A 24,151-nucleotide genomic window follows, 5' to 3' on the forward strand; every position below is an offset into this window, starting at 1 on the left:
GAAGCTGAACGGCCCAAGGCAGCGCTCAGCTTCGCACGCACACCAGCACCGAACCGGGTCGGTGATCGCTCGAGACGGCGCGGCGCGATAGACATCGACGTCAGAACAGGGGAATCGAGCAAAGAGCCTCGTCTCCGAAGACGACCCTCGTGGTCGCCTCACTTCTTGCGTTTTTCGACCCGCCTCGCCCGTGCGGTCTCAGCGGCCTGCTTGCGTGCCTCACGACCGGGCGTCGTCGGGATCGAGATGATGACGTGCTTGTCGAGGGAGAAAACGATCGGACGTCCTTCCGACACGGTGACACGGGGATCCTCTGCCGCAGAGTGACAGACGATCGAGACCGGCAGCGGCTTTTCGCACTCCAGATCATCCTTGAACGCCTGGATCACACGATCATGGCCGTTCACGCTGGCGATGTCCGATGGATACGTCTTCAGAAACTCGAGAAACTTGTACCAGCGCCGCCGCTCGGACCAGTCGGCAGGCACGATTCCGAGCAAAGCAAAGGACTGCTGTAGACTATGCCTCAGCGAGAAGACCCCGAACTCCCGTTGCAGCTCGACCATTTCGGGCAAGGCATCTGCATCGAACCGTTTGTTGAGCTGCACGATAATATCAAGGGTAGTACTGTCTTTAATCATTACCCCCATTGTAACCCCCAAATCTGAAAAAGCCGGAATTCAACGAATCGACAATGCATGCATCATTGCATTGCTTCAAGATGCAATTGCAGTTTCTGAACTAATGAACGCAGACAGAACGCACCGGAGACATTCATGAGATGTCCTATCTGCTCAAGAAGTCCCGCAGCCTGCTCGTTCCTGCCGGCTCCGGCAAGAGCAAGGCCCAGAACGGTCGTCGCGTAACACTCCGCCACTCGATCCGTCTTTCGCTTGGCTACAAGGATCGCCTGTTTGCTGGCCTCGATGGCGGCATCGAAGTCGTCACTCCGGTAAAGCAGATCGGCATTTATGGCGGCCATGCGCGCCTCGAGCTCGAGCCCCGTCCTTGCGGCCCGAGCGGCTTCGATCGCGCCAACCATCTCATTCGTCGCGTCGGCGAATCGACCGGTCAAAGCCTGTTCGAGGCTTGCGCAGAGCAAGGTGAGCACGCGGATGTAGGGAATGCCGGATGTTTCAGCGAGATCGGAAACTCGCCTTGCGTGCTCGCGCGCAAGGCTCTGGTCTTCGACCATCCATGCCAGCTCCACGAGGTTGAAGTGCGGGACGAACTGGAGCACCGGTGCGACCTCGGATGAAGGCTGCTGCACCAATTCGAGAAGCTCGCTGCGAGCATCCTCGATCTGGCCGAGATGAGCCATTGCGCGCGCCCTGATGCATCTCACCCAATAGCTGACGTCAAAGCCGAGAATCTGGTTCGGGTTCAAACCAAGCGTGACGTGACTGTCGAAGCCGGCCTGGCTTGCCATTGCAGCGATGGCTGTATTGGCCGCCGAGAGCGCCTCGTTCATCCGTCCCGAATGTGTGTATGCCTGCGCCAGCATGGCGTTGACGGTCGCGTAGCGGCCAACATCCCCCTCGCCCGAGGTCAGCTTGATGGCGTTCTGCGCCAGGTCGACGTAGTCATCGGCCGCTCCCGTCGAAGCGAGCACGCGGCCATAAGCGCCGATCAACAACGGCTCATGCGCCTTGTCGGAGGAGCGGGCAAATCTCAACGCTTCTTCAGCAAAAGGCTTGACCTCTTCGGCCGAGATGCCTTCGCGCCAGCCGAAGTTCAGGATCTGGCCGCTGGCCAGCGCACGCAGGCGGTCGACGCGCTCCGATTGCGGCAGCGCCTGCAGCAGGGAGCGGATCTTCTTCCACAGCCGCAGCGCCTCCGCCGTGTTGGTGCGGCCGATCCAGCGCGCCGCGCGCTGCAGATGCTCGACCGCCTGCATGGTCTGGCCGGCGAACTCATAGTGCGAGGCGATCAGGGCGGCGAATTCGTCCTGCGTCCCCCAATCGAGCGCCTCGATCGCCTTGGCCACGGCAGCGTGGATCGTGCTCAGCCGGGACCGCAGCTGCATCGCATAGGCGACCTCCTGGATCAGCGGATGGCGAAAGGCGAGCACGCCCATGTCGAACGGCGGCAGATCGTAGAGAAGATCGGCCTGCCTGAGCTGAGCGAGCGCATCGAACAGCTCTGCGTCATCGATGCCGGTTACGGGCTTGAGCACCGCCAGCGCGACCGATCGGCCGATCACGGCCGCTGCTTCCAGCACGTTCTTGGCAGATTCGCCGAGACGATCGATGCGCGCGGCCACGACCGCATGCACGGTCGGCGGCAGTGGAATCGGTCCGATGCCACCCTTGAGACGGTAGGCGCCGCGCTCACCCTCGAAGCCGCCGCTTTCGGAAACGGCGCTGGCAAGCTCCTCGAGGAAGAACGGATTGCCCTGCGCGCGCTCGACGATGTCGCGCGCCAGCACCTCGAGCGAAGGATCGTCACCGAACACCCCGCGTAGCAGCTCGCTTGCCTCCTCGGAGGCAAGCGGGACGATGTGCAGTTCGTGAAATGGGGCCTGCTGCATGAAGGAGGCGGCGAAACCCGGCCTGTAGTTCACGACCAGCAGTGTCTTGGTCCCGACCGTGGCCTCCGCGAGCGCCTCGACGAATTCCTCGCTGGCCTCGTCGACCCAATGCAGGTCCTCGATCATGATCACCATGGCGCCGTCGGCGGGCGCCGCACGGAACAGCGTCTTGAACACGTTCAGCAGACGGGTCTTGAACACGCCGGGATCGAGCCGGAGCGCCGGCCGTGCCGGATCGGCGAGGTTCATGAAGTCCAGCAGCAGGACCAGCGCCGTGTCGGGCATGGCAATGGCTTCGAGCCGGTCGACCACGCGCTGGCGCGACACCTCCACCGGCTCCTTCGGCCGGATGCCGAAGAAGTCGCGCAGCAATTCGAGCACCGGCTGGAACGGGGTGGCGCGGCCATGTGCCAGCACGCGCGCCTCGTAGACGCGAATGCCCTGGCGGCGACAGTGCTCGGCGAACTCGAAGCACAGCCGGCTCTTGCCGATGCCGGCCTCACCCACAATGCCGACGACAGCGCCGCGCGCCGCCAGGACGTCGTCGAGCTCGCGCTCGAGCACCGCAAGCTGGGCATTGCGCCCGATCAGCGGCAACAGGCGCTGGCCGCTGCGGAAGACGTCGCTCGCCGGCGCACTGAGGCGGCCGATCAGCTTGTAGATCGACACCGGCGAGGCGATGCCGCGCAGCGCGTGGGTGCCGAGCGGCTCGGCTTCGACGAACTGCCTGGCGCCGGTGTAGGTCTCCTTGCTGATCAGGATGGTGCCGGCCTCGGCCATGTGCTCCAGACGATTGGCGAGATGGACGTTGGCGCCGGCCGCGTCGTAGGTCTGGTACATGCTGTTCTCGACGACCTGGACGATCACCTCGCCGGTGTGCAGCCCGACCCGGACCTGCAAATGCGGGTCGGCGAGGCGCGCGATGGAGTCCTGCATCGCCAGCGCGCCGAGGCAGCCGCGAACCGCATGATCCTCATGCGGCACCGGCGCTCCGAACAGGGCCATGACGCCGTCGCCCTGCGTCTTGTTGACGACGCCGTCATAGCGGTGGACCGCCTCCTTCATGAGGTTGAGCACCGGATCGAGCCGCTGCATCGCGAGCTCGGGATCGCCGAGGCTGTCGATTAGCTGGGTGGAATCGCGGATGTCGGCGAACAGGATGGTGAGACGCTTGCGTTCTCCACCCTTGCTGCTCAGGGTCCTCAGGACGCGCTGCGCCGCCTGGTCGGGCGGAGCCAGCCGGCCGGGCAACGGCGCGCCGCATTGGCCGCAGAAGCGATTCGACGGACTGTTGGTCTGGTTGCACGCCTCACATCTGAGGCTGAGTGGCTCGCCGCACCGGTCGCACGAGGCTCTCCCTGGCTGATTCTGCCTGCCGCACCGCGCGCATTCCATGGCCCCTCCGTTCCACGGCGGAACTGATTCATCCCATCAAGGCATGAGTCTATGGAACTGCCACAATTCGCACGGGAAAAATAGCCTTGCGGGGCCGACTGCGGCGATCACGATGCTCAGCCCTGACCGCTTTCCTGCGCCACCGCCTGCCAGGCAATGTCGCGCCGGCAGAAGCCGTCGGCCCATTTGATGCGGTCGACGGCCTGATAGGCCCGCGCCTGAGCCTCGGTGACGGTCTTGCCCGACGCGCAGACATTGAGGACGCGCCCGCCATTGGCGAGAATGGCGCCGTCCTTTGCCACCGTACCGGCGTGGAAGATCTCGACGCCCTCGATCCTCGCGGCGTCGTCGAGCCCCTCGATGACACCGCCCTTGGCGTAGTCGCCGGGATAGCCCTTCGCGGCCATGACCACGGTGACGGCAGCCTCGGGAAACCAGCGCAGGTCGAAATTCTTCAACTGCCCGTCGCAGGCGGCCAGCATGGCGGGCACGAGATCCGACATCATCCGCAGCATCAGCACCTGACATTCCGGATCGCCAAAGCGGACATTGTATTCGAACAGCTTCGGCCCCTGGGCCGTCAGCATCAGGCCGGCATAGAGAATGCCCTTGAAGGGTGTGCCCCGGGCGTTCATCCCGGCAATGGTCGGCTGAATGATCTGATTCATGATCTTGTCATGAATCTCCTGCGTCACGAACGGCGTCGGGGAATACGCGCCCATGCCGCCGGTGTTCGGTCCCTGGTCGTGATCGAACACCCGCTTGTGGTCCTGGGCGGAGGCCAGCGGAATCGCGGTCTCACCGTCGCACAACGCGAAGAACGACACCTCCCGACCTTCGAGAAACTCCTCGATGACGACCTCGGTGCCGGCAACGCCAAAGCCGCCCTCGAACATCATCTTGATGGCGTCCTCGGCCTCGACAACCGTCTTGGCGACGACGACGCCCTTGCCGGCCGCCAGCCCGTCCGCCTTGACGACGATCGGAGCGCCGTGCTCGCGGACATAGGCCAGTGCCTCGGGGGCATTGTCGAAGCGGGAATAGGCGCCGGTCGGGATGTCGTATTCGGCGCAGAGATCCTTGGTGTATCCCTTGGAGCCCTCGAGCTTGGCGGCGAGCCTGGACGGGCCGAACGCCTTGATGCCGGCATCCTCGAGATCATCGACGATGCCGGCGGCGAGCGGCGTCTCGGGGCCGACCACCACCAGGTCCACCTTGTTTGCCCGGCAGAACGCGATCACCGCCGCATGATCGGCGACGTCGAGCGCGACACATTCGGCCTCCTTGGCGATCCCGGCATTGCCGGGCGCGCACCACAGCTTGGTGAGCAGCGGCGAGCCGGCGATCTTCCAGGCGAGCGCGTGCTCGCGGCCGCCGGAACCAAGGAGCAGAATGTTCATCGTCGATGCCGTCGCAGAGGGATGGGCCAATTTGGACGCCCCAATTGCCCGGCCCTCGCAACGGAGTCAAATCATGGCTGCGGCGGCTTCGCGGCTGCGCCGGCAATGATGTCCTGCAGGTTCGCGACATAGCGGGCGAAGGCCGCACGGCCGGCCGCGGTGGCCGTCACCATGGTCTGCGGCTTCCTGCCGACAAAGGCCTTGTCCACGGCGACGTAGCCGGCGCGCGCCAGCGTGTCGATGTGGGCGCCGAGATTACCGTCGGTGGCGCCGGTCAGCTTCTTCAGCCGGACGAATTCCAGCCCGGCCCCGGCCGGCAGGGCATTCAGCGCCGCCATGATCTTCAGCCGCAGCGGCTGGTGGATGATCTCGTCGAGCTCCGCCAAGCCGTCAGCTCCGCCGCATCCACAGGCCGCCGAGAACCAGGCCGCCGCCATTGACGAACGCCATCCACAACGGGAAAGCCGCGCCGATGAAGAGATAGCCGACCAGGGTCAACGCGGTGACGCACAGGCCGAACACCGTGAAGGCCGCGCCGAACCACAATCCGGCGAGGCCGTAGAACAGCATGAAATAGACCGGCCAGAACGCGCCCATCTCGCGCGGCCCGAAATGGCCGATCGCCTCGACGAAGAAACCGAAGGCGAAGAACATGACGAAGGCGAGCACCGCCCTGACATCGAAGCTGCGCACGCCGGAGCGCGCTTTCTCCGCCGCGCCCAACACCACCGATCCGGCGAGGCCGAGGACATAGACCGTCAGCCAAGCCTTGGCCGCGTGGACCGGCGTGAGATAGGTCACGAGATTGCCGACGAAGACGAGAACGCCCCAGAGGATCATCAGCAGGCTCGACAGCCGATAGATCTGCGACTGCCGCACGCGCTTCATCACATCCTCGATGTCGCCGAGCGCCCGCGCGGCTTCCAGGCTGTCGATCATGCGGTTTGAACCTCTAGCGCTTAGCCACGTCTTCGGCGATCGCGCTCACCGCCTGCGGCGCCGACGCGATCTCCATGTGATTGACGCCCGCGATCAGCTTCACGTCAACGCCGCGCGCGACGGCGTGCACCGCATCTGCATATTTGTCGGCGAGCATCAGCTCGTCATCGGCGCCGGCGATAACGGTCACCGGGTGCTTCGCCGCGGCGAGATCGGCCTTGTAGCCGCGGGTCGCGAAATTGCGGAACAGCCGGTAGCTGTAGGTCGGCGCCAGGAATTTCTCCGAGTTCGGCCTGACAGCAAAGGCCAGCACGGGCAGTGCCTCGCGACACGGCATACCGATGCGCCTGAGCATGCCGAGCGCCAGGATGCGCGGAATGTCGGGACCGGCCCAGCCGCCCGAATTCTCACGGTTGGTCGGCGCATCGTAGCCGAGATAGGGCGACAGCAGCACGGTGCGCGTGAACAGGTCCTGGATCGGGGCGCTCGCCGCGCGCAGCGCAAAGCCGCCGCCAGCGGAATGGCCGAGCAGCACGATCGGCTGGGCCGGGATCGACCTCCTGAGCTCGGCGACGAGGTCGGCCAGATCGTCTTCGAGCTGTCCGAGATAGCCGATGTCGCCGCGGGTGCCGGAGCCGCCATGGCCGCGAATGTCGGGCGCGAAGGTCTCGATGCCGCGCGCCGCCAAAGCATCGGCGAGAGCATGCACGGCGACGCTGGAGCCGGAGGAGCCGTGGACGACGATCGCGACCTTGCCGACAGCCGCCCCGCGCGCCGGGTAATGGCGATAGGCCAGCTCGGTGCCATCGCGGGCGCTGAAGCGCTGCAGCCCTGGCATGGTGCTGCGGTCGACCCGTCCGGCCGTCTCCGAGATCGACTTGAGCTCGGGCGGGCGCGCAAGCGGCGTGGCGATCATCGCGGCCAGAACCAAAGCAAGCACGCCGACGAGGCAGAACGCTCCTCCTAGGGCCCGAAACAGGACCTTCGCACCGCTTCGCATGCTCTCCTCCGCTCACTCAATTTATAGAGTACTCTGTATAACAGAGTTATCGAAAAGACAACGGCTTGATTGGCGGCGGACGCGGAAAGCCCCTACCTTGGCTGCTGCTCCCCGAACCGAATCAGCCAGCGATGCCGCCTGCGGAAGCCTTGCCCAACGCGCCCGAATTCACCGTCACCGAGCTGTCCTCGGCGCTGAAGCGCACGGTCGAGGACCAGTTCGGCCATGTCCGGGTGCGCGGCGAAATCACCGGCTTTCGCGGGCCGCATTCCTCGGGGCATTGCTATTTCGCGCTCAAGGACGAGAGCGCCAAGATCGAGGCGGTGATCTGGAAGGGCGTGCATGGCCGCATGCGCTTCAAGCCCCAGGAAGGGCTCGAGGTGATCGCCACCGGCAAGCTCACCACCTATCCCAACTCATCGAAGTACCAGATCGTCATCGAGGCGCTGGAGCCGGCCGGGATCGGCGCGCTGATGGCGCTGATGGAGGAGCGCAAGCGGAAGCTCGGGGCCGAGGGGCTGTTCGATCCCGCGCGCAAGCAATTGCTGCCGTGGCTTCCCGAGGTGATCGGCGTCGTCACCTCGCCGACCGGCGCCGTCATCCGCGACATCCTGCACCGGCTCGAGGACCGCTTTCCCCGGCGCGTGCTGGTCTGGCCCGTGAAGGTACAGGGCGAGGGCTCGGCCGAGCAGGTCGCCGCCGCGATCCGCGGCTTCAACGCCTTGCCCGAGGGCGGGCCGATCCCGCGGCCCGACGTGCTGATCGTCGCGCGCGGTGGCGGCTCGCTGGAAGACCTGTGGTCGTTCAACGAGGAGATCGTGGTCCGCGCCGCGGCCGAGAGCATGATCCCGCTGATCTCGGCGGTCGGCCACGAGACCGACGTGACCTTGATCGATTTCGCCGCGGACAAACGTGCGCCGACTCCGACAGCAGCCGCGGAAATGGCGGTGCCGGTGCGCAGCGAGCTGATGCAGGAGGTCGCAAGCCTCGCGCGCCGTGTCAGCGTCTGCTGGCAGCGTGGCCAGGAGAGCCGCCGCAACGAGCTGCGCGCCGCCGCGCGCGCTCTGCCCGGCGCCGGAGATCTGCTCGCCATTCCCAGGCAGCGGCTGGATTCGGCGGCCGCCAGCCTGCCGCGCGCGCTGAAGACCAACACGCATGTGCACTTCCGCCAGTTCGCGGCGGCGAGCGCCAAGCTCACTCTGCGCGTGCTGCACGCGCAGATCGCGCAGTCGCGCCATCGCCTGATCGCGTCGTCCGAACGGCTGTCGCTATCGTCGCGCGGCCAGTTGCACCGGCGGCGCGAGCGGTTCGAGGCGCTCGATGCCCGCTTCAAGGCCTCTCGGCAGGCCTATGCGCAGGCCAAGCGCCAGGCCATCGGTCGCGAGCGCGACCGAACCGAACGTCTGGCCGAGCGGGCGCGGCGCGCGTTGCTGACCCAGCTTCAGCGCCTGTCGGCCCGCGTCGGCCAGAACGAAAAGCTCCTCACCGCCCTGTCCTATCGCAGCGTGCTGGCGCGTGGCTTTGCGCTGGTGCGTGACGAGGCCGGCCACCCGCTGCACCATGCCGCGAGCATCGGTCCCGGCGCCGCGCTCTCGATCGAATTTGCGGACGGCAAGGTCGCGGCCACGGCGGGCGCGGACCGCCCGCTTCCGCCGGCAGCGCCGTCATCGCCGAAACCTGCGCGCGAGGCCAAGCCTTCGGCAGCGAAGCGCACGCCCGATCCCGCCGATCAAGGCAGCCTGTTCTGATCGGTTCTCAGCGCGCCAGCCACTCGGCCACGAGCTTCTGCGCATCGGCGCGCGCCTCGGGATCGGAGCCGACATGGCCGCGCTCGGGCGCCCCGGCATCCGAGCCGGCAACCTGATGCAGCGGCAGGTTCACACGATCGAAATCGTGATAGGCGCCGGGATAGATCACGATGCGGGTCAGCGCGCTGCGGCCGCGCGCACCATCGATCATCTGTCGGCATGCGGGCGGCGAATAGACGTCGTCCAGCCCGCCGATCAGCACCAATGTCGGGACGCGCGTGCTCCAGCCGAGGCCGGACGAGGCACGGCAATCCGGGTAGAACGCCACCGCCGAGCGGAAATCGGGCGAGACGTGCTGGGGCAATTGCGGGCGTACCGCCCATAACAGCGCGCTCGCACCGCTGGCCCAGCCGACCAGACTGACCCGGTCGGGCATCGCCCAGGCTTGCTTGGCCAGCCATTTCTGCGCGATCACGATGTCCGCGACACGCTCGCGCCGGCCGCTGATACGACGCTCCTTGACGCGGCATTGCGGGCCCAGCCCGCGCGAGCCGTAGCTGTCCGGCAACAGGACGGCCTTGCCGTCCCCGACCAGTTCCTCCGCCCAGTCGCGATAACGCGGCAGCACGGGCTCGGAGCGGCCGGAAAGCCCACCGCAGCCGTGCAGGGCAACGACGACCGGAAATGGGCCGGCCCCCTTCGGCCGGTAGAGCTGGGCGCGCAGCACATAGCTTCCCGAGGGAATCTCGACCGCGACGGGCGCCGGCAACGGCTCAGCCAAGGCTGAAAACGCCGTGGCGCAAAGCATTGAGACAACGATGGCGACGAGGGAGCGCATCAAACCAGCCGGGCGGGACAAGCGGCGGATATTGAAACCTAGCTAGCACGGAGTTTCGTGCAGAAGCATCACAAATCAGTGGGTTTGCGCGGGGGGACAGCGTCCCCCATCTATGCTAGGACACTATCGAAAATCGGCCTGTCGTGTGCGTGCGGCGCTCGCGGAGGGATTTCACGGCAAGGAATTGGAGATCGCGGACGTGCTCAACAAGTTTGGTCCCTCGGGCCAGGGCGAGGCGCAGGTGCAGTATCTGGATGGCGATTTCCGGGTGATCTCACCGGGAAGCTATGTGCGCTGCGCGGTCACCGATGTGCGGATTCCGCTGGACGAGCTGAAGTATTGGAGTGTCGATCTGCAGGAAGCCTACGCCGTGCCGACCGCCGTGCTGCAGCGGCATTATCCGGGCGCATTGAAGGCCAACGGCTGACCTTTACGCTTCGCTGCCAGTCGTTGCACAACCAGCGCGCGCAACGCGGCGAGATCGTCGAACTGCAAAGTGACCGGGAATGCCATGACATCGGGCGCGGCCTCATGTCCGCGGAACCGCACGAGATCTTTTTCCGTGGTCACCAGGGCAAATCCATCACGCCTCGCTTCGTTGGCGAGGGCTGCGACGTCGCCTGTCGTGAATGGGTGGTGATCCGGAAAGGCCCGCTCGCGCCTGACGTCGAGACCCGCGCCGCGAAGGGTGCGGAAGAAGCGGGCGGGATCGCCGATCCCGGCAAACGCCAGCAGCGGCCTGCCCTGCAACGCCGCCACGACCTTTGCATCGGGCTGCAACGCGGCCGAGAACACCGGCTTGCCGGCCGCCGAGACACGCGCAGCGACCAGATCGCTGGCTCGGCCGCCGCCGATCACGACCAACGCGTCGGTGCGCGCCAGTTGCGGCGGCAGCGGCGCGCGCAACGGTCCGGCGGGAAACACCTCGGCATTGCCGAGGCCGCGCGCGCCGTCGATCACGATCAGCGCGAGATCCTTGGTGATCGACGGATTCTGGAAGCCATCGTCCATCAGGATGACCGAGGCGCCCTGCGCCTTGACGAGGCCGATGCCGTCGGCGCGGTCGCGCGAGACGACGACCGGCACCCGCACGGCCATCATCAGCGGCTCGTCACCGACATCGGCCGCCTGATGGATAGCGGGATCGACGGCCACGGGACCGTGCAGCCGGCCGCCATAGCCACGGCTCAGCACCACCGGCCGCTCGCCGAGGTCACGCAGCATGTCGGTCAGCGCCAGCACGGTCGGCGTCTTGCCGGCGCCGCCGACATGGAAATTGCCGACGCAGATCACCGGCAGGCCTGCATCGACTCCGACTTGCGCCATGCGGCGTGCGGCAATGGCACCGTAGAGTGTCGAGAGCGGGGACAGCAGACGCGATTGCCAGGAGGGCGGCCGATGCCAGAAGGCCGGCTCACGCATCGCCGGCGGCCCCCATCTCGAGCCTGACCTGCAACAGATACGGCTCGAGCGCCGACAGCGTCCGCTCCAGCGCGCCACCGAGCTGATCGACGACGCGCGTGCCTGCCGCAACCAGGCTGTTGCCGGCTGCGGGATCGGCGAGCAGCTGCCGGAGCTGCCGGATCAGCGCCTCCTGATCGTGGGCGAGCCGGGCTCCCCCGGCCTTGTCCAGCGCCTCGTAGACGTCGGTGAAATTGAACACGTGCGGGCCATGCACGATCGCCGCGCCGAGCTTGACCGCCTCGATCGGGTTCTGGCCGCCATGCTCGACCAGCGACCCGCCCATGAACACGACCGGCGCCAGCCGGTAGAACAGGCCGAGCTCACCCATGGTATCGGCGACGTAGATGTCGGTGCCGGCGAGCGGCTGGTCCTCGCGCGACCGCAAGGCGCCCTGCAGGCCGGCGCTTGCGACAAGCTCCGCGACCGCCGGGCCGCGATGCGGATGGCGCGGCACGATCACGGTGAGCAGCGACGGATAGGCCGCGGACAAGGCCTTATGGGCCGCGATCAGGATCTCGTCCTCGCCGGGATGCGTGGAGGCGGCGACGACGACCGGACGGCCGCGCGTCATCGCCGTGAGCCGATCGAGCTTCGCCGGATCGGCGGGCGGCGCCGGCACGTCGAGCTTGAGATTGCCGGTGGTGATGACGTTGCGCGCGCCGAGCGCGGAGAACCGGTCGGCATCCGCCTGCGACTGCGTCAGGAAGAGATCAAAGCGTCCCAGCAAAGCGGAGATGGTGCCGGACATGCGGCGCCAGCGCGGGAACGAGCGCGGCGACATGCGGCCGTTGATCACCACCATCGGCACCCGCCGCGAGGCACCGGCCAGGATCAGGTTGGGCCAGAGATCGGACTCGATGAACAGCCCGAGCGAGGGACGCCAATGATCGAGAAACCGCTCGACGAAGCGCGGCGTGTCATAGGGCACGTATTGGTGGATCACGTCGGGTGGGAAACGCTTGGCCACGATCGCGGCCGAGGTCACGGTGCCGGACGTGATGAGGATGCGGATGTTGAGCTCACGCAGCCGCTCGATCAGTGCCGCCGCCGCGAGCACCTCGCCGACGCTGGCGCCGTGAATCCAGACCAGCGGACCCAGCGGGCGGGTGTCGTGGCTCAGGCCGCGACGCTCGTCGGTCCGCTCCGGATCCTCCTTGCCATGCTTGAGCCGCTGCCTGATCAGGGCCGGCGCAAGCGGCGATGCCGCCGAGGACAACCCGCGGTAGACACGCAGGGCCATCGGCAGCGGGCTAGGCACTCGATGCTCCCGACGCGACCGGCGGGGGACAGGCCTCGGGACGGCCGACGATCTCATAGGCGCGGCGCATGCATTGGTTCAGCGTCGCCTCGAGGTCGAGACGCGCCTCTTCCATCATCGCGGCGTCGGCATCGCGCGGCACGTTGATTTCCTTGATTCCCACCAATGCGCCGCGGCCGAATGGCAAATTGATGGTGGTGCTGTCCCAGTTCTTCAGGCGGATGAAGCGGCTCGTGACCATTGCGAACGGCATGATCGGACGTCCTGTTTCACGCGCGAGCATGATGATGCCGAGACCCGCAATCCGCGCGCGCTTCGGCACATCGGCGGTCGATGCAACATTATAGTTGTCTTCGAGCGCCCGCACCATCTCCTTGAAAGCTCCTACTCCGCCTTTCCGGTGGAAGGAAGAGCCGTGATCGCCGGAGCCGCGGATGGTTCCGATGCCGAGCCGCTCCGCCGCGATCGCGTTGAACTCGCCGTCGCGATGGCGGGAGATCAGCACCTTGGCGCGATAGCTCGGCTTGTTCTTGATGAAGGGGGTCAGCAGATGCTGGCCGTGCCAGAACGCGAAGATCGCCGGCATCTGCGGCTCGACGATATCGTAGACCTCGGGCGGCTCATAGGTGAAGCGGTTGGTCAGCCACACCAGACGCAGGTACTCGGCGGCGAGGAACCCGACGGCGCGCTGGAACCAGCCGCTGCGCAGCGTATTGCGAACCAGATGTTTCAAGTGACGAGCTTTGCGTCTTACTTCGCGTCCTGACCGGGATCGAGCAGCCGGTGCAGGTGAACGATGAAATAGCGCATATGGGCGTTGTCGACCGTCATCTGCGCCTTGGCTCGCCAGGCGGCGTGGGCCGCCGCGTAGTTCGGATAGACACCGACGATGTCGACCTTGTCGAGATCCTTGAATTCGTTCTTGTCGAGGTTGATGAGCTCGCCGCCGATCACGAGGTGAAGGAGCTGCTGCGAGGCGCTATCTGTCATCGGTATCGTTTCCTAATCAGCGCCTTGCAGGCGAAATGGAGGGTGCGATCCAGGGGCGTCAGTCCGGCGGTAACCTGCGATACTGAGCGACGATGTCAGCATGTCGGTCGCGGCCCGCTGCCACCAGCACCCCGTGCACCACTTCCGGACGATTATAGAGGATCGCCTCGCCGGACAACGCGGTCATTTTACCACCCGCTTCCTGCACGATCAAATGAGCCGCCGCAAGGTCCCAATCGCGGCTTTGTCCGCCTGCAAAAGCGGCATCGAGCCCGCCATGCGCGACACGGCACAGGCGCAGCGCCAGCGAGCCGATTCGCGGATGCAGCTCAATCCGCGCCGCGTCCGGAGCCAGCCGCTCAACCAGCGGTTTCGGGCCGGCCACGCGCGAGAAATCGAGCTCGCGTCCAGGTGCAGCCCGAACCGGCTGTTCGTTCAACGTGGTGCCGCTACCGCGCGCGGCGAAGAAGAACTCCTCGCTGACCGGGACATGCACGGCGGCGAGTATCGGCGCACCGTGCTCGACCAGCGCAACGCTCACGCACCAGTCGTTGCGGCCGCCGAGATAGGACCGCGTGCCGTCGATCGGATCGACGATCCAGACCCGCGATCGACCAAGTCTCGCCCGATCATCCGCGCTCTCCTCGGACAGCCAGCCGTAATCCGGCGTTGCGGATCGCAGCCTGCGTTCGAGCAGCGCATTGACCGCCATGTCGGCTTCGGAAACGGGCGACGACGCCCCCTTGGTCCATTTGCGCAGCTCCGTTCCGAACATCGAACGTGCGAGCTCGCCGGCTTCGCGCACCGCCTCTTTGAGGAGCCCGGCGTCCGCCGCCAGGCTCGTGTCGTCCGGTTTCCCGATCTCACCGTCCGCCAAGCGTCAACCCTTCGATGCGCACCGTCGGCGCATTGACGCCATAGCGGAATTCCAGATCGCTGGCGGGCGTCATCGACTTGAAGATCTCGAACAGATGCCCGGCGATCGTCACCTCGCTCACGGCATAGCCGATCTCGCCATTCTCGATCCAGAAGCCGGACGCGCCACGGCTGTAGTCGCCGGTGACGCCGTTGACGCCCGAGCCGATCAGGTCGGTGACGTAGAAGCCCTGCTTGATGTCCGAGATCAGCTCCTTGGCTGTCACGACGCCGGCTTCGAGATGCAGATTGAACGGACCGGGCGAAGGCGACGACGACACGCCGCGATGGGCATGCCCGGTCGTCACCATGCCGAGCTCGCGCGCGGTGCCCGAATCGAGGAGCCACGTCGTCAGCACGCCATCGTCGACCAGCGCGGTCTGCTTCACCTTCACGCCCTCGGCGTCGAACGGCTGCGACCGCAAGCCCCGCTTGCGCAGCGGATCATCGATGATGCGGATGCCCTTGGCGAACAGCTGCGCGCCGAGCTTGTCCTTGAGGAAGCTGGTCTTGCGCGCGATCGAGGCACCATTGATGGCGCCGACCAGATGTCCGACCAGCGAGCCGGACACGCGGGGATCGAACACCACCGGCACCTGGCACGTCGCAACCTTGCGCGGATTGGCGCGCGCCACCGCGCGTTCGCCGGCGCTGCGCCCGACGGCCGCGGGCGCCAGCAGGTCGGCGCCGTGCGGAGCCGCCGTGTAGTCGTAGTCGCGCTCCATTCCGGTGCCCTCACCGGAAATGGCGGTCGTCGAGATGCTCTGGCTCGAGCGCAGATAGGCGCCGTGAAAACCGTCGCTCGTGACCAGCACCATGCCGCCGATGCCGGTCGAGGCGGACGCACCACCGGACTTCGTCACGCCCTTCACGCCGAGCGCGGCGGCCTCCGCCTCCTGGGCACGGCGCTCCAGCTCTGCGGTCGAGGGAATCTGCGGATCGAGCAGATCGAGTTCGGGAATGTCGCGCGCCAGCAGCGCGGGATCGGCGAGGCCGACATATTGATCGTCGGGCGCCACCCGCGCCATCGCCACCGCCCGCTCGGCCAGCCGCGCGACACCGTCGCCGCTGACATCGTTGGTCGACACCACGGCCTGGCGCTTGCCGACCAGCACGCGCAGGCCGACATCGTCGCCCTCGGAGCGCTCGGATTCCTCGACACGGCCGTCACGGACCTCGACGCCTAGCGAGATGCCGCGCACCGCGATGGCGTCGGCGGCATCGGCGCCGGCCCTCCTCGCGGCTTCCACCAGCCGCTCGGCGAGCGTTCGCAGGGCGGACTGGTCGAGCAGATCTGATTGGGCGGAGGTCGACGATGAGGCTGGGGAAGAGGTCACGAACACGATCCGATCGATGTCAGGTGGGCGAAGACGGCTCAATCCAAACGAAATGTGGCCTGTTCACGCCGACTTCAAGCAGGACGGCAGACGGCACATCGGATTGTCGGCAAATCGGCAAGGTCTCGTCAATCATGCGGGGCAAGCGCTTGTCAATCATGACGGTAAGAGGATCATGCGTGAGATCTGATTAACCAGGCTTGTTAAGCCGATACGGGCGATCTGCGTGGCAAGGTCACACGCATCGACCGGGAGCATAATCCCGGCGGGGAGACCAAGCCGTGAGGCGTCAAACAGCAACAGGCGGAAGCAATTCCGCTGGGTCGGGCCGCGTCCTGCGGCTCGACCCTCTTTCCCTGCCCGTCTCGTACAGCGCGCACGATACCCGTGCCGATGGCGGGATCCGGCAGATCGAACTGCACCGGGAGCGCGTGGTCCTGCGTCGTGCCGTCAGCGGCATGCGCATGGCCCTGAACCTCCGCGTCAGCGACTTCCTCGGCATCGGCGTGCGCGACATCGACGCCACGCAGGTGATGCTGGTGCTCGTCCACCGCGACCCTTCCCTGACCATCCCGCTCTGCGTCAGCGACGACCAGACCGAGATCGTTGCTGCGTGGGCGATGTGGAGCGAGACGTTCGCGCTGCCCCAGTTGCAGGACACGCGCCGCGAGGCCACGCCGCGCCGCCGCCGCCGCAACGCGATCCGCTCGCGCCGCCCGCGCTTCCTGATGCGACGCCGTGTCGGCTATCAGCTCAATCCCGCCTCGATCCATCGCGGCGAGCGCGAGATCATCGCGCGCAACTGATCAGCTTGCACGCAGCACGGCGTCGACCAGCAGTCCGGCGAACAGCAGCAGTCCGGCATCGCGGTTCGATTTGAAGATGCGCAGGCACAGCGCCGGATCGGCGATATCCAGACGCCGGATCTGCCAGCCGAGATGGGCGGCAAAGCCCGCGAGCCCGAGCCACGCCGCGACATGCACGTGGGCCGTCGCGAACGCGGCGCCAATCAGCATGACGGCCAGACCGTAGAAGATGACCAGCGCCAGATGCGTGCGCTCGGCAAACAGGCGCGCGGTCGACTTGATGCCGATCAGCGCGTCATCCTCGGCGTCCTGATGCGCGTAGATCGTGTCATAGGCGATCACCCACGCGATCGACCCGGCGTAGAGCAGCAGCGCGGTTGCATCGATGCGGCCGAACGCGACCGCAAAACCCATCAGCGCGCCCCACGAGAAGGCGAGACCCAGCACGACCTGCGGCCACCAGGTGACGCGCTTCATGAACGGATAGATCGCGACGATCAGCAGCGAAGCGATGCCGGTCGCGATCGCGAAGCGGTTGAATTGCAGCAGCACCGCCAAGCCGATCAGGGCCTGGACCACCAGGAAGGCGAGCGCCTGCTTCACGCCGACCTGGCCGGCGGGAATCGGGCGCGAACGGGTGCGCTCCACCTTGGCGTCGAGATCGCGGTCGGTGATGTCGTTCCAGGTGCAGCCGGCGCCGCGCATGACGAACGCGCCGACGAAATAGAGCGCGATCCACGCCGGCAGCATGGACAGATTCCCGCCGATCCCGGCCGCGAGGGCGGCCGACCACCAGCACGGCATCAGCAGCAGCCACGATCCGATCGGGCGATCGAAGCGGGCGAGCCGCAGGTAAGGCCGGCTCCACACCGGCGCCAGCGTGTCGACCCAGTTGCCGGTCGCGTCAGCAACGCGGACGGCGGTGGTGCTCATCGGGTGAGGACGTTGCCGGTCATGGTGTCGAAGGCGGAACCGCCCTTCTTCGTCGCGTTGGCTTCAGGCAGCGCGGCCGACGAGCCCAGCACGTCGCTGAGGCTCGGAGCCGCGGGCCTTCCAGCCCCCGACTGCATCTGCGCCGCCACGGCACAGACCTTCTTTTCCAGCGCGTCGGTGTTCTTGTGACCGGCCTTCAGCTGGTCGGCGATCTGCTGGGGAATGCCGCAGCTCGCCGAATGCGCCTCGACATATTTGATCATCTTGACTTCGGCCTTGCCGAAATTCGCGATCAGCTTGCAGGCCTCGTCGGGCGAGGCCTTGCGGTCGCTCGCCGCCTTGATCAGCTTGCCGCGACGCTCGGCTTCCTCGCGCAGCGGCAGAAACTCCTTCATGCAGCTTTCGGGCGGACCGCCCTGCGGCGCAGCCCCCATCGGCGGAGGCGCAAAGCCACCGCCGCCGCCACCGAACGCGGAGCCGCCGGGGCTCGGAAACGGGCTCGACGGAGCCGCAGCCCGCATTGGCGCCGCGCCGTTGATGGGCGGAAACGGCGAGTTGCTGGTCTGGGCCTGGCCGGGCATCGGCGCGGGAAACGAGCTCTGCGCGACGACCTGCCCTGTGGAGAGCACCAGGGCGGCAATGGCGAGCGGCATGAAAGACTGGCGGACGATCAAGGCTGGTTCTCCGGTAAGACCAAGAATCCTCAACACTTCCGGATGAAAGCACGATCCGATCCGGGGCTTTTACGATTCTCGTCCGTCCAGCACAACCGCGGATTTGATCACATCCGCGGCGGAGGGACGCAGCCGGGTTCCAGACCGGCATGCAATCCCGTCCACGGACGTCAGGCCCGGGCATCGGGTTCGGTCTGCGCCCTGCACGCCCGATGAACGGAATAGCCAGTCGGCGGCGGGCGGCGACCTGCCCGCCGCGAGGGATCACGTCGCCGTGCACACCTTGCGCATCACGGTCAGGGTGTTTTCGTGATTCGCCTTCAACTGATCGGTGATCTTGGCCGGGATCCCGCAGAGCGAGGCATGCGCGACGGCGTAGTCGATCATCTTGGTCTGGGCGAGCTCGTAGTCATGCACCAGCTGACAGGCCTCGCCGGGCGCAAAGCGCCGCTCGGTCGCCGCCTTGAGCAGCTTGGCCCGGCGCGCGGTCTCGTCCCGCAGCGGAGTGAACTCCTTCAGACAGGTTTCGGGCGGGCGAAAGCCAGCCACGCCGGCGCCGCCCGAAACCGCGGGCGCCGCCCGCTGCGGCGGCGCGGCGACCGCCTTGTCGTCGGCCCGGGACGGCGCAGCGACCATCACGGCGATGGTCGCGGCAAGCGCCCAGATCGCAAGCGCCGAAGTCGAATGTCTCAAGATCAAGGCCGTTCTCCGCATCGAGGCTCACGGAATCGTCGGATGTCCGTCCCAAGGGACGACCCGCGGGATCGAAGCGGTAAAATCTGTCGACAGCACGGCCGAAAGGCGCCATCGCCAGTACCTGAGACAACACCCCGTGACGGCTCCGCCTGCTTTGCGGCCGGCGCGGGGTCCGGTAAGCAACGTCCGTCATAGCCATCGCTTCGCTCCATGCCCGCATACGACTTCACCGCCCCGCGCCTGTTCGTCGACGCCCCTCTGCAGGAGGGCGGCTCGGTCGCGCTCGACCGCAACCAGGGCAATTATCTCGGCAACGTCCTGCGCCTCGGCGCCGGCGATCACGTGCTGGTCTTCAACGGCCGCGACGGCGAATGGCGGGCCGTGATCGAGGGCCGCAAGCGCGCTGACGCCCTGACGATCCAGCAGCAGAGCCGGCCGCAGGATCACCTGCCGGACATCGCCTATGTCTTCGCGCCGCTCAAGCACGCGAGGCTGGACTACATGGTGCAGAAGGCGGTCGAGATGGGCGCCGCGCGCCTGGAGCCGGTCATCACCCGGCACACCCAGGTGTCGCGCGTGAATGGCGAGCGCATGCGCGCCAACGTGGTCGAGGCCGCCGAGCAATGCGGCATCCTCAGCCTCGCCGAGGTCAGGGACCCGGTGCCGCTGGAGCGCTTCCTCGCGCAGCGGCAGCCTGAGCGGCTGCTGGTGTTCTGCGATGAGGCGGCCGAGCTGGCCGATCCGCTGCAGGCGCTGCACGGAACCAAGGCTGTGGCCGGCATCGACCTGCTGATCGGGCCGGAGGGCGGTTTTGCCGAGGATGAACGGACGCTGCTGCTGCGCCAGCCGCGCGTGATCAGGCTGGCCCTGGGTCCGCGCATCCTGCGCGCGGATACGGCCGGCGTTGCCGCCCTCGCCGTGATCCAGGCCACCCTCGGGGACTGGACCGGAGCCCGCGGTTAAGGTCTTCCGGCCAATTGTGGCGCGCCGGGGCCATTCGCAGTCGAAACCGTCAAACGGCCATGCTAAGGGGCAGCCGCCGCTCCCAGCGGGCGCCCAATCCACTTTGGAACTCGAATCGCCATGACCGGACCCGCTCCGACCGGACCCGCCGCGTGGGCGGACACGCTGCTGCAATCCTTCGCCCAGGCCGGCTATCAGCGGGCCGAGCCGGCGATCCTGCAGCCGGCCGAGCCGTTCCTGGACCTGTCCGGGGAGGACATCCGCAAGAGCCTCTACCTGACCGGCGACGCCGCCGGCGAAGAGCTCTGCCTGCGCCCCGACCTGACCATTCCCGTCGCCCGGGACTACCTCGCCTCGGCCCGCGCCGGGCAGCCGGCCGGCTTCAGCTATCTCGGTCCAGTATTCCGTTACCGCGAGGGCCGCCCGAGCGAGTTCCTGCAGGCCGGCATCGAATCGTTCGGCCGCCAGGACCGGCCCGCCGCCGATGCCGAGATGCTGGCGCTGGCGATCGAGGCCACCGCCACTGCCGGCCTTGCCGCGGTGGAGATCCGCACCGGCGACGTCGCGCTGTTCACGGCTCTCATCGACGCGCTCGACCTCTATCCGGTCTGGCGGCGGCGGCTGATCAAGGACTTCAACCGCAAGCGCACCCTGGCGCAGGACCTCGAGCGGCTGGCGATCGCCTCGGTGGCGCCGCGCAACGAGTATGAGGGCGTGCTCGCCGCTCTGGCCGGCTCCGACCGCAAGGCGGCGCTCGCCCTGGTCACCGACCTGATGTCGATTGCCGGCGCCACCGCCGTCGGCGGCCGCACGGTGGCGGAGATCGCCGACCGCTTCCTCGAGCAGTCCACCCTGAAGAGCGGCGCGCTGCCGCGTGACGCGCTGGACCGTATCAAGCGCTTCCTCGCCATCAGCGGCAGCCCGACCGAAGCCGTCCAGCAGCTTCGCGCCCTCGCCGCCGATGCCAGGCTCGACATCTCGGCGGCGATCGATGCGCTGGAGGCGCGCGCCGGCTTCATGGCCCAGCGCGGTATCGACATCGCCAAGGTGCGCTTCGCCACCTCGTTCGGCCGCGGCCTCGACTACTACACCGGCTTCGAGTTCGAGCTGCACCACCCAGGCAATGGCGACGAGCCGCTGGTCGCCGGCGGCCGTTATGACGGCCTGCTGAGCCAGCTCGGCGCCGCCTCGTCGATTCCGGCTGTCGGCTTCTCGATCTGGATCGAGCGGCTGGCCCAGAGCAGCGCCGCGGGCAAGGCCGCGCGCGGGAGAGCATCATGAGCGGCCCCCTCGTCCTCGCCGTTCCCTCCAAGGGACGTCTGCAGGAGAATGCCGAAGCCTTCTTCGGACGGGCCGGGCTGAACCTGTCCAAGCCCGGCGGCGCGCGCGACTATCGCGGCACCATCGCAGGTCTCGACAATGTCGAGATCGCCTATCTCTCTGCGAGTGAGATCGCCTCGCAACTGGCGCGCGGGACCGTGCATCTCGGCGTCACCGGCGAGGATCTCGTGCGCGAGAGCATCACCGATGCCGACAAGCGCGTGCTGCTGATCGACACGCTCGGCTTCGGCGGCGCCAACGTCGTCGTCGCGGTGCCGCAGGCCTGGATCGACGTCCGCACCATGGCCGATCTCGACGACGTCACCACCGGTTTCCGCGCCCAGCACAATCGCCGCATGCGCGTCGCCACCAAGTACATCAACCTGACGCGCAGCTTCTTCGCCGCCCACGGCATCGTCGATTACCGCATCGTCGAGAGCGCCGGCGCCACCGAGGGCGCGCCCGCGGTCGGCACCGCCGAGCTGATCGTCGACATCACCAGCACCGGCTCGACGCTGGTGGCCAACGGGCTGAAGGTGCTCGACGACGGCGTGATCCTGCGCAGCCAGGCCAATCTCGTCGCCTCGCGCGACGCCGACTGGTCGGAGGGTCCGCGCGAGAGCGCCCGGATCATTCTCGACCACATCCATGCCCGCGCCCGCGCCAGCAAATACCGCGAGGTCCGCACCCGCTTCAAAGGGTGCGACGCAGCAATGCTGAGCGAGGCGCACAGCCGCTTCGGCGTGGTGGCGCCGTTCGGCGGCCCGACCTCGTCCGGCATGCTCACCCTGCACTGCCCGCCGGCGCAGATCTACGCGCTCGGCAGCTTTCTGCGCGCACATGGCGCCGAGACCGTCTCGGTCGCCTCGCTGGACTACGTGCTCGACCGCGAGAATCCGCTGTTTGCCCGCCTCGAGGCCTTCCTGCGATCATAAATCGCCGTTCATCGTAGCGACAGGTGAGCGCGACTACCATATGTTGGTAGGAGAACGAGGACTCTGAGCAATGCTGGGAACTGACGTGTCCGACCTGACCACGACCGCGGCCGACGCCGCGTCGCAGGGACTGTCGATCGTTATCCCCGTCTATAACGAGGGCGCGGGACTGACGGTGCTGCACGAGCGGCTGAATAATCTCGCACGCACCCTGCGTCAGCGCTTCGGTCTCGCCTGTGAGCTCGTCTATGTCGACGATGGCAGCCGCGACAACACGCTCGCGATTGCCCGCACGCTGCAGGCCGATGCGCTCGATGTGCAGGTCGTGTCGCTGTCGCGCAATTTCGGCAAGGAGGCCGCGCTGATGGCCGGCCTCGATCATGCCCGGCGCGGCGCGGTGATGTTCATGGACGGCGACGGCCAGCATCCGCCGGCCCTGATCGAGCAACTCGTCACGCACTGGATCAAGGACGGCTACGACGTCGTCTATACCGCCAAGGCGCATCGCGACAACGAGCCGTTCCTGCGCCGGGTCGCCGTTCACGGCTTCTACGCGCTCATCAACTGGGGGGCGCGGCAGAAGATTCCGGAGGATGCCGGCGACTTCCGCCTGCTGTCGCCGCGCGCGGTGGCCGCGCTGCGGCAGCTCCCTGAACGCAACCGCTTCTTCAAGGGCCTCGCGAGCTGGATCGGCTTCCGCCAAATCCGCGTCGACTATGAGCCCGCGGCGCGCGCCCACGGCGTGACGACCTTCAACCTGACGAGCCTGCTCGGCCTGTCGATTGAAGGGCTGACCTCGTTCTCGGTCGCCCCGCTGCGCTTCGCCAGCCTGCTCGGAATCCTGCTGGCCTCTGCGGCCTTCCTGTTCGGGCTCTCCATCCTCTGGGAGACCGTCGTCAGCGGCAAATCGGTGCCGGGCTATCCCTCGCTGATGGTCGGCCTGATGACGATCGGCGGCGTGCAACTGATCATGATCGGCATCATGGGCGAGTATATCGGCAAGATCCTGTCCGAGCTGAAGGCACGGCCGATCTACTTCGTCGCCGAGCACAGCGAGAAGCATGCAGCGCTCGATGCACGGAGCGACGGCGCCGAGAGGAACGCCGCCGAATGAGCGCGACGCCGCACCGGCGCATCTGGCTGTGCGCCGATGACTATGGCATCAGCCCCGGGGTCAACAGCGCCATCCGGGACCTGATCGCGCGCGGCCGGCTGAACGCCACCTCGGTGATGACGGTGGGCGCCGCGATCGGGCGCGACGAGGTGGCGGAGCTGACCAGGGTCGCGTCCGACCGCCCGCGTTGCGCCATCGGCCTGCACGTCACGCTGACCGCGCCGTTCCGCCCCCTCACCATGCACTTCCGCCCGTCGGAAGGCGGCATGTTCCTGCCCTTTCCCAAGCTGCTGCGCGCCGGAATGTCCCGCCGGCTCGATCCCGAGCTGATCCGCGCCGAGGTGCTGGTCCAGCTTGCGGCGTTCGGCGAGCTGTTCGGCCGCGCCCCGGATTTCGTCGACGGCCATCAGCATGCCCAGCTCTATCCGCAGGTGCGCGAGGGCTTCCTCGCCGCGGTCAAGGAAGCCGCGCCAGCGGCCTGGGTGCGTCAGGGCGGGCGGAACGTGCCGCTGATGCAGCGGCTGACGGCACCGAAGGCGCTGCTGCTGGACGTCCTGAGCGCGCAATTCCGCCGTCATGCCAAGCGGGCCGAGATCGCTTTCAATCCCGCTTTCGCCGGCGCCTATGATTTCAGCAAGACCTCGGATTTCGCCACGTTGATGGACGGCTTTCTGGACGAGCTGCCGGAGGACGGGCTGGTGATGTGCCATCCCGGCTTCGTCGACGACGTCCTGATCGAGCTCGATCCTTTGACCGTCCAGCGCGAGCACGAGCACGCCTATCTTGCCGGCGAGCATTTTCCAGCGCTGCTCGACCGCCGCCGGATGACGCTGGCCTGAACGGATCTTGCGGGCCTGCGACGAACAAAAAGCCGCTCGGCAGCGTTCCTCCTGCGG

The 24,151-nt window shown here is 67.0% G+C and carries 24 protein-coding genes; 8 read left to right on the forward strand and 16 right to left on the reverse strand.

Features of this window, described 5'->3' with window-relative positions; translation table 11 throughout:
• Window positions 1-158: 158 nt before the first annotated feature.
• The 6 genes from ACQR1X_RS23510 to ACQR1X_RS23535 all read right to left on the reverse strand — a co-directional run bounded on the left by ACQR1X_RS23510 (window position 159) and on the right by ACQR1X_RS23535 (window position 7,180).
• Window positions 159-608 (reverse strand): hypothetical protein, encoded by a 450-nt coding sequence (locus ACQR1X_RS23510; RefSeq protein ID WP_315801927.1) that lies wholly within the window; start codon window positions 606-608, stop codon window positions 159-161.
• 95 nt (window positions 609-703) lie between these two features.
• On the reverse strand, window positions 704-3,925 hold the full coding sequence (locus ACQR1X_RS23515) for an adenylate/guanylate cyclase domain-containing protein (protein ID WP_434845669.1): 3,222 nt from the start codon (window positions 3,923-3,925) through the stop codon (window positions 704-706).
• A gap of 116 nt (window positions 3,926-4,041) precedes the next feature.
• Window positions 4,042-5,325, reverse strand: a complete 1,284-nt coding sequence (gene purD / locus ACQR1X_RS23520; RefSeq protein WP_434886223.1) for a phosphoribosylamine--glycine ligase — start codon at window positions 5,323-5,325, stop codon at window positions 4,042-4,044.
• A gap of 71 nt (window positions 5,326-5,396) precedes the next feature.
• Complete coding sequence (locus tag ACQR1X_RS23525) at window positions 5,397-5,711, reverse strand: transcriptional regulator (RefSeq protein ID WP_434894499.1); 315 nt, start codon at window positions 5,709-5,711, stop codon at window positions 5,397-5,399.
• Between the two features lie 4 nt (window positions 5,712-5,715).
• On the reverse strand, window positions 5,716-6,264 hold the full coding sequence (locus ACQR1X_RS23530) for a hypothetical protein (protein WP_434894500.1): 549 nt from the start codon (window positions 6,262-6,264) through the stop codon (window positions 5,716-5,718).
• 13 nt (window positions 6,265-6,277) lie between these two features.
• The gene (locus ACQR1X_RS23535; protein ID WP_434894627.1) at window positions 6,278-7,180 is read right to left on the reverse strand and encodes an alpha/beta hydrolase; all 903 of its coding nucleotides are present in this window, start codon (window positions 7,178-7,180) and stop codon (window positions 6,278-6,280) included.
• A gap of 215 nt (window positions 7,181-7,395) precedes the next feature.
• On the opposite strand from ACQR1X_RS23535, the gene xseA reads away from it, so the two are divergent.
• Window positions 7,396-9,012, forward strand: coding sequence for an exodeoxyribonuclease VII large subunit (xseA, locus tag ACQR1X_RS23540; protein ID WP_316179463.1), 1,617 nt, complete (start codon window positions 7,396-7,398; stop codon window positions 9,010-9,012).
• A 7-nt stretch (window positions 9,013-9,019) separates the two neighbouring features.
• Here the strand turns inward: xseA and ACQR1X_RS23545 are convergent, their stop codons facing one another.
• Window positions 9,020-9,850, reverse strand: coding sequence for a dienelactone hydrolase family protein (locus tag ACQR1X_RS23545; RefSeq protein WP_315801920.1), 831 nt, complete (start codon window positions 9,848-9,850; stop codon window positions 9,020-9,022).
• Between the two features lie 199 nt (window positions 9,851-10,049).
• Here ACQR1X_RS23545 and ACQR1X_RS23550 point away from each other — a divergent pair, with 199 nt between their 5' ends.
• Window positions 10,050-10,277 (forward strand): DUF2093 domain-containing protein, encoded by a 228-nt coding sequence (locus ACQR1X_RS23550; RefSeq protein WP_315801919.1) that lies wholly within the window; start codon window positions 10,050-10,052, stop codon window positions 10,275-10,277.
• Here ACQR1X_RS23550 and lpxK read toward each other — a convergent pair.
• The 6 genes from lpxK to ACQR1X_RS23580 are packed head-to-tail and all read right to left on the reverse strand — an operon-like array spanning window position 10,247 to window position 15,814.
• Window positions 10,247-11,272 (reverse strand): tetraacyldisaccharide 4'-kinase, encoded by a 1,026-nt coding sequence (gene lpxK, locus ACQR1X_RS23555; protein ID WP_434899669.1) that lies wholly within the window; start codon window positions 11,270-11,272, stop codon window positions 10,247-10,249. The genes ACQR1X_RS23550 and lpxK overlap by 31 nt on opposite strands.
• Window positions 11,265-12,572 carry a 3-deoxy-D-manno-octulosonic acid transferase gene (locus tag ACQR1X_RS23560; RefSeq protein ID WP_315801917.1) on the reverse strand — a complete coding sequence of 436 codons (1,308 nt, stop codon included), beginning with the start codon at window positions 12,570-12,572 and terminating at the stop codon, window positions 11,265-11,267. The genes lpxK and ACQR1X_RS23560 overlap by 8 nt, the downstream gene beginning before the upstream one ends.
• The gene (locus ACQR1X_RS23565) at window positions 12,565-13,305 is read right to left on the reverse strand and encodes a lysophospholipid acyltransferase family protein (RefSeq protein ID WP_315801916.1); all 741 of its coding nucleotides are present in this window, start codon (window positions 13,303-13,305) and stop codon (window positions 12,565-12,567) included. The genes ACQR1X_RS23560 and ACQR1X_RS23565 overlap by 8 nt, the downstream gene beginning before the upstream one ends.
• Before the next feature lie 17 nt (window positions 13,306-13,322).
• Entirely contained in the window at window positions 13,323-13,562 is a 240-nt protein-coding gene (locus tag ACQR1X_RS23570; protein WP_009031572.1) for a DUF4170 domain-containing protein, read from the reverse strand.
• A 58-nt stretch (window positions 13,563-13,620) separates the two neighbouring features.
• Window positions 13,621-14,367 carry a 3'(2'),5'-bisphosphate nucleotidase CysQ gene (locus ACQR1X_RS23575; protein WP_315802166.1) on the reverse strand — a complete coding sequence of 249 codons (747 nt, stop codon included), beginning with the start codon at window positions 14,365-14,367 and terminating at the stop codon, window positions 13,621-13,623.
• Window positions 14,368-14,425: 58 nt separating this feature from the next.
• Window positions 14,426-15,814: a TldD/PmbA family protein gene (locus ACQR1X_RS23580; RefSeq protein ID WP_434899670.1), complete on the reverse strand. Its 1,389-nt coding sequence runs from the start codon at window positions 15,812-15,814 to the stop codon at window positions 14,426-14,428.
• 281 nt (window positions 15,815-16,095) lie between these two features.
• Between ACQR1X_RS23580 and ACQR1X_RS23585 the strand changes: the two genes are divergently transcribed.
• Window positions 16,096-16,620, forward strand: coding sequence for a DUF6101 family protein (locus ACQR1X_RS23585; RefSeq protein ID WP_315801914.1), 525 nt, complete (start codon window positions 16,096-16,098; stop codon window positions 16,618-16,620).
• On the opposite strand, the gene ubiA is transcribed toward ACQR1X_RS23585, so the two are convergent.
• The 3 genes from ubiA to ACQR1X_RS23600 all read right to left on the reverse strand — a co-directional run bounded on the left by ubiA (window position 16,621) and on the right by ACQR1X_RS23600 (window position 18,926).
• Entirely contained in the window at window positions 16,621-17,553 is a 933-nt protein-coding gene (gene ubiA / locus ACQR1X_RS23590; RefSeq protein ID WP_315801913.1) for a 4-hydroxybenzoate octaprenyltransferase, read from the reverse strand.
• Window positions 17,550-18,224 carry a hypothetical protein gene (locus ACQR1X_RS23595; RefSeq protein WP_409997909.1) on the reverse strand — a complete coding sequence of 225 codons (675 nt, stop codon included), beginning with the start codon at window positions 18,222-18,224 and terminating at the stop codon, window positions 17,550-17,552. The genes ubiA and ACQR1X_RS23595 overlap by 4 nt, the downstream gene beginning before the upstream one ends.
• A 267-nt stretch (window positions 18,225-18,491) precedes the next feature.
• Window positions 18,492-18,926, reverse strand: a complete 435-nt coding sequence (locus ACQR1X_RS23600) for a hypothetical protein (protein ID WP_434899671.1) — start codon at window positions 18,924-18,926, stop codon at window positions 18,492-18,494.
• A gap of 207 nt (window positions 18,927-19,133) precedes the next feature.
• Between ACQR1X_RS23600 and ACQR1X_RS23605 the strand changes: the two genes are divergently transcribed.
• The 5 genes from ACQR1X_RS23605 (at window position 19,134) to ACQR1X_RS23625 (ending at window position 24,094) form a co-directional block, all read left to right on the forward strand.
• Entirely contained in the window at window positions 19,134-19,886 is a 753-nt protein-coding gene (locus ACQR1X_RS23605) for a 16S rRNA (uracil(1498)-N(3))-methyltransferase (protein ID WP_434899672.1), read from the forward strand.
• A 120-nt stretch (window positions 19,887-20,006) separates the two neighbouring features.
• On the forward strand, window positions 20,007-21,167 hold the full coding sequence (locus tag ACQR1X_RS23610; protein ID WP_434880418.1) for an ATP phosphoribosyltransferase regulatory subunit: 1,161 nt from the start codon (window positions 20,007-20,009) through the stop codon (window positions 21,165-21,167).
• On the forward strand, window positions 21,164-22,141 hold the full coding sequence (hisG, locus tag ACQR1X_RS23615) for an ATP phosphoribosyltransferase (protein ID WP_434899673.1): 978 nt from the start codon (window positions 21,164-21,166) through the stop codon (window positions 22,139-22,141). Before ACQR1X_RS23610 ends, hisG begins: the two co-directional genes overlap by 4 nt.
• Window positions 22,142-22,211: 70 nt before the next feature.
• Window positions 22,212-23,255 (forward strand): glycosyltransferase family 2 protein, encoded by a 1,044-nt coding sequence (locus ACQR1X_RS23620; RefSeq protein WP_434899674.1) that lies wholly within the window; start codon window positions 22,212-22,214, stop codon window positions 23,253-23,255.
• Window positions 23,252-24,094, forward strand: a complete 843-nt coding sequence (locus tag ACQR1X_RS23625; RefSeq protein WP_316179478.1) for a ChbG/HpnK family deacetylase — start codon at window positions 23,252-23,254, stop codon at window positions 24,092-24,094. The genes ACQR1X_RS23620 and ACQR1X_RS23625 overlap by 4 nt, the downstream gene beginning before the upstream one ends.
• Window positions 24,095-24,151: the final 57 nt, after the last annotated feature.

Source organism: Bradyrhizobium sp. HKCCYLRH3073 (genome assembly GCF_051167995.1).
Lineage (GTDB): Bacteria > Pseudomonadota > Alphaproteobacteria > Rhizobiales > Xanthobacteraceae > Bradyrhizobium.

What these genes read in the sequence shown, in the direction of transcription:
- ACQR1X_RS23605 (WP_434899672.1), top strand. Translation starts at nt 19,134, where the DNA reads ATGCCCGCATACGACTTCACCGCCCCGCGCCTGTTCGTCGACGCCCCT.
- purD (WP_434886223.1), bottom strand. Translation starts at nt 5,325, where the DNA reads ATGAACATTCTGCTCCTTGGTTCCGGCGGCCGCGAGCACGCGCTCGCC.
- ACQR1X_RS23620 (WP_434899674.1), top strand. Translation starts at nt 22,212, where the DNA reads ATGCTGGGAACTGACGTGTCCGACCTGACCACGACCGCGGCCGACGCC.
- ACQR1X_RS23625 (WP_316179478.1), top strand. Translation starts at nt 23,252, where the DNA reads ATGAGCGCGACGCCGCACCGGCGCATCTGGCTGTGCGCCGATGACTAT.
- ACQR1X_RS23570 (WP_009031572.1), bottom strand. Translation starts at nt 13,562, where the DNA reads ATGACAGATAGCGCCTCGCAGCAGCTCCTTCACCTCGTGATCGGCGGC.
- hisG (WP_434899673.1), top strand. Translation starts at nt 21,164, where the DNA reads ATGAGCGGCCCCCTCGTCCTCGCCGTTCCCTCCAAGGGACGTCTGCAG.
- ubiA (WP_315801913.1), bottom strand. Translation starts at nt 17,553, where the DNA reads ATGAGCACCACCGCCGTCCGCGTTGCTGACGCGACCGGCAACTGGGTC.
- lpxK (WP_434899669.1), bottom strand. Translation starts at nt 11,272, where the DNA reads ATGCGTGAGCCGGCCTTCTGGCATCGGCCGCCCTCCTGGCAATCGCGT.
- ACQR1X_RS23530 (WP_434894500.1), bottom strand. Translation starts at nt 6,264, where the DNA reads ATGATCGACAGCCTGGAAGCCGCGCGGGCGCTCGGCGACATCGAGGAT.
- ACQR1X_RS23535 (WP_434894627.1), bottom strand. Translation starts at nt 7,180, where the DNA reads ATGATCGCCACGCCGCTTGCGCGCCCGCCCGAGCTCAAGTCGATCTCG.
- ACQR1X_RS23515 (WP_434845669.1), bottom strand. Translation starts at nt 3,925, where the DNA reads ATGGAATGCGCGCGGTGCGGCAGGCAGAATCAGCCAGGGAGAGCCTCG.
- ACQR1X_RS23545 (WP_315801920.1), bottom strand. Translation starts at nt 9,850, where the DNA reads ATGCGCTCCCTCGTCGCCATCGTTGTCTCAATGCTTTGCGCCACGGCG.
- xseA (WP_316179463.1), top strand. Translation starts at nt 7,396, where the DNA reads ATGCCGCCTGCGGAAGCCTTGCCCAACGCGCCCGAATTCACCGTCACC.
- ACQR1X_RS23610 (WP_434880418.1), top strand. Translation starts at nt 20,007, where the DNA reads ATGACCGGACCCGCTCCGACCGGACCCGCCGCGTGGGCGGACACGCTG.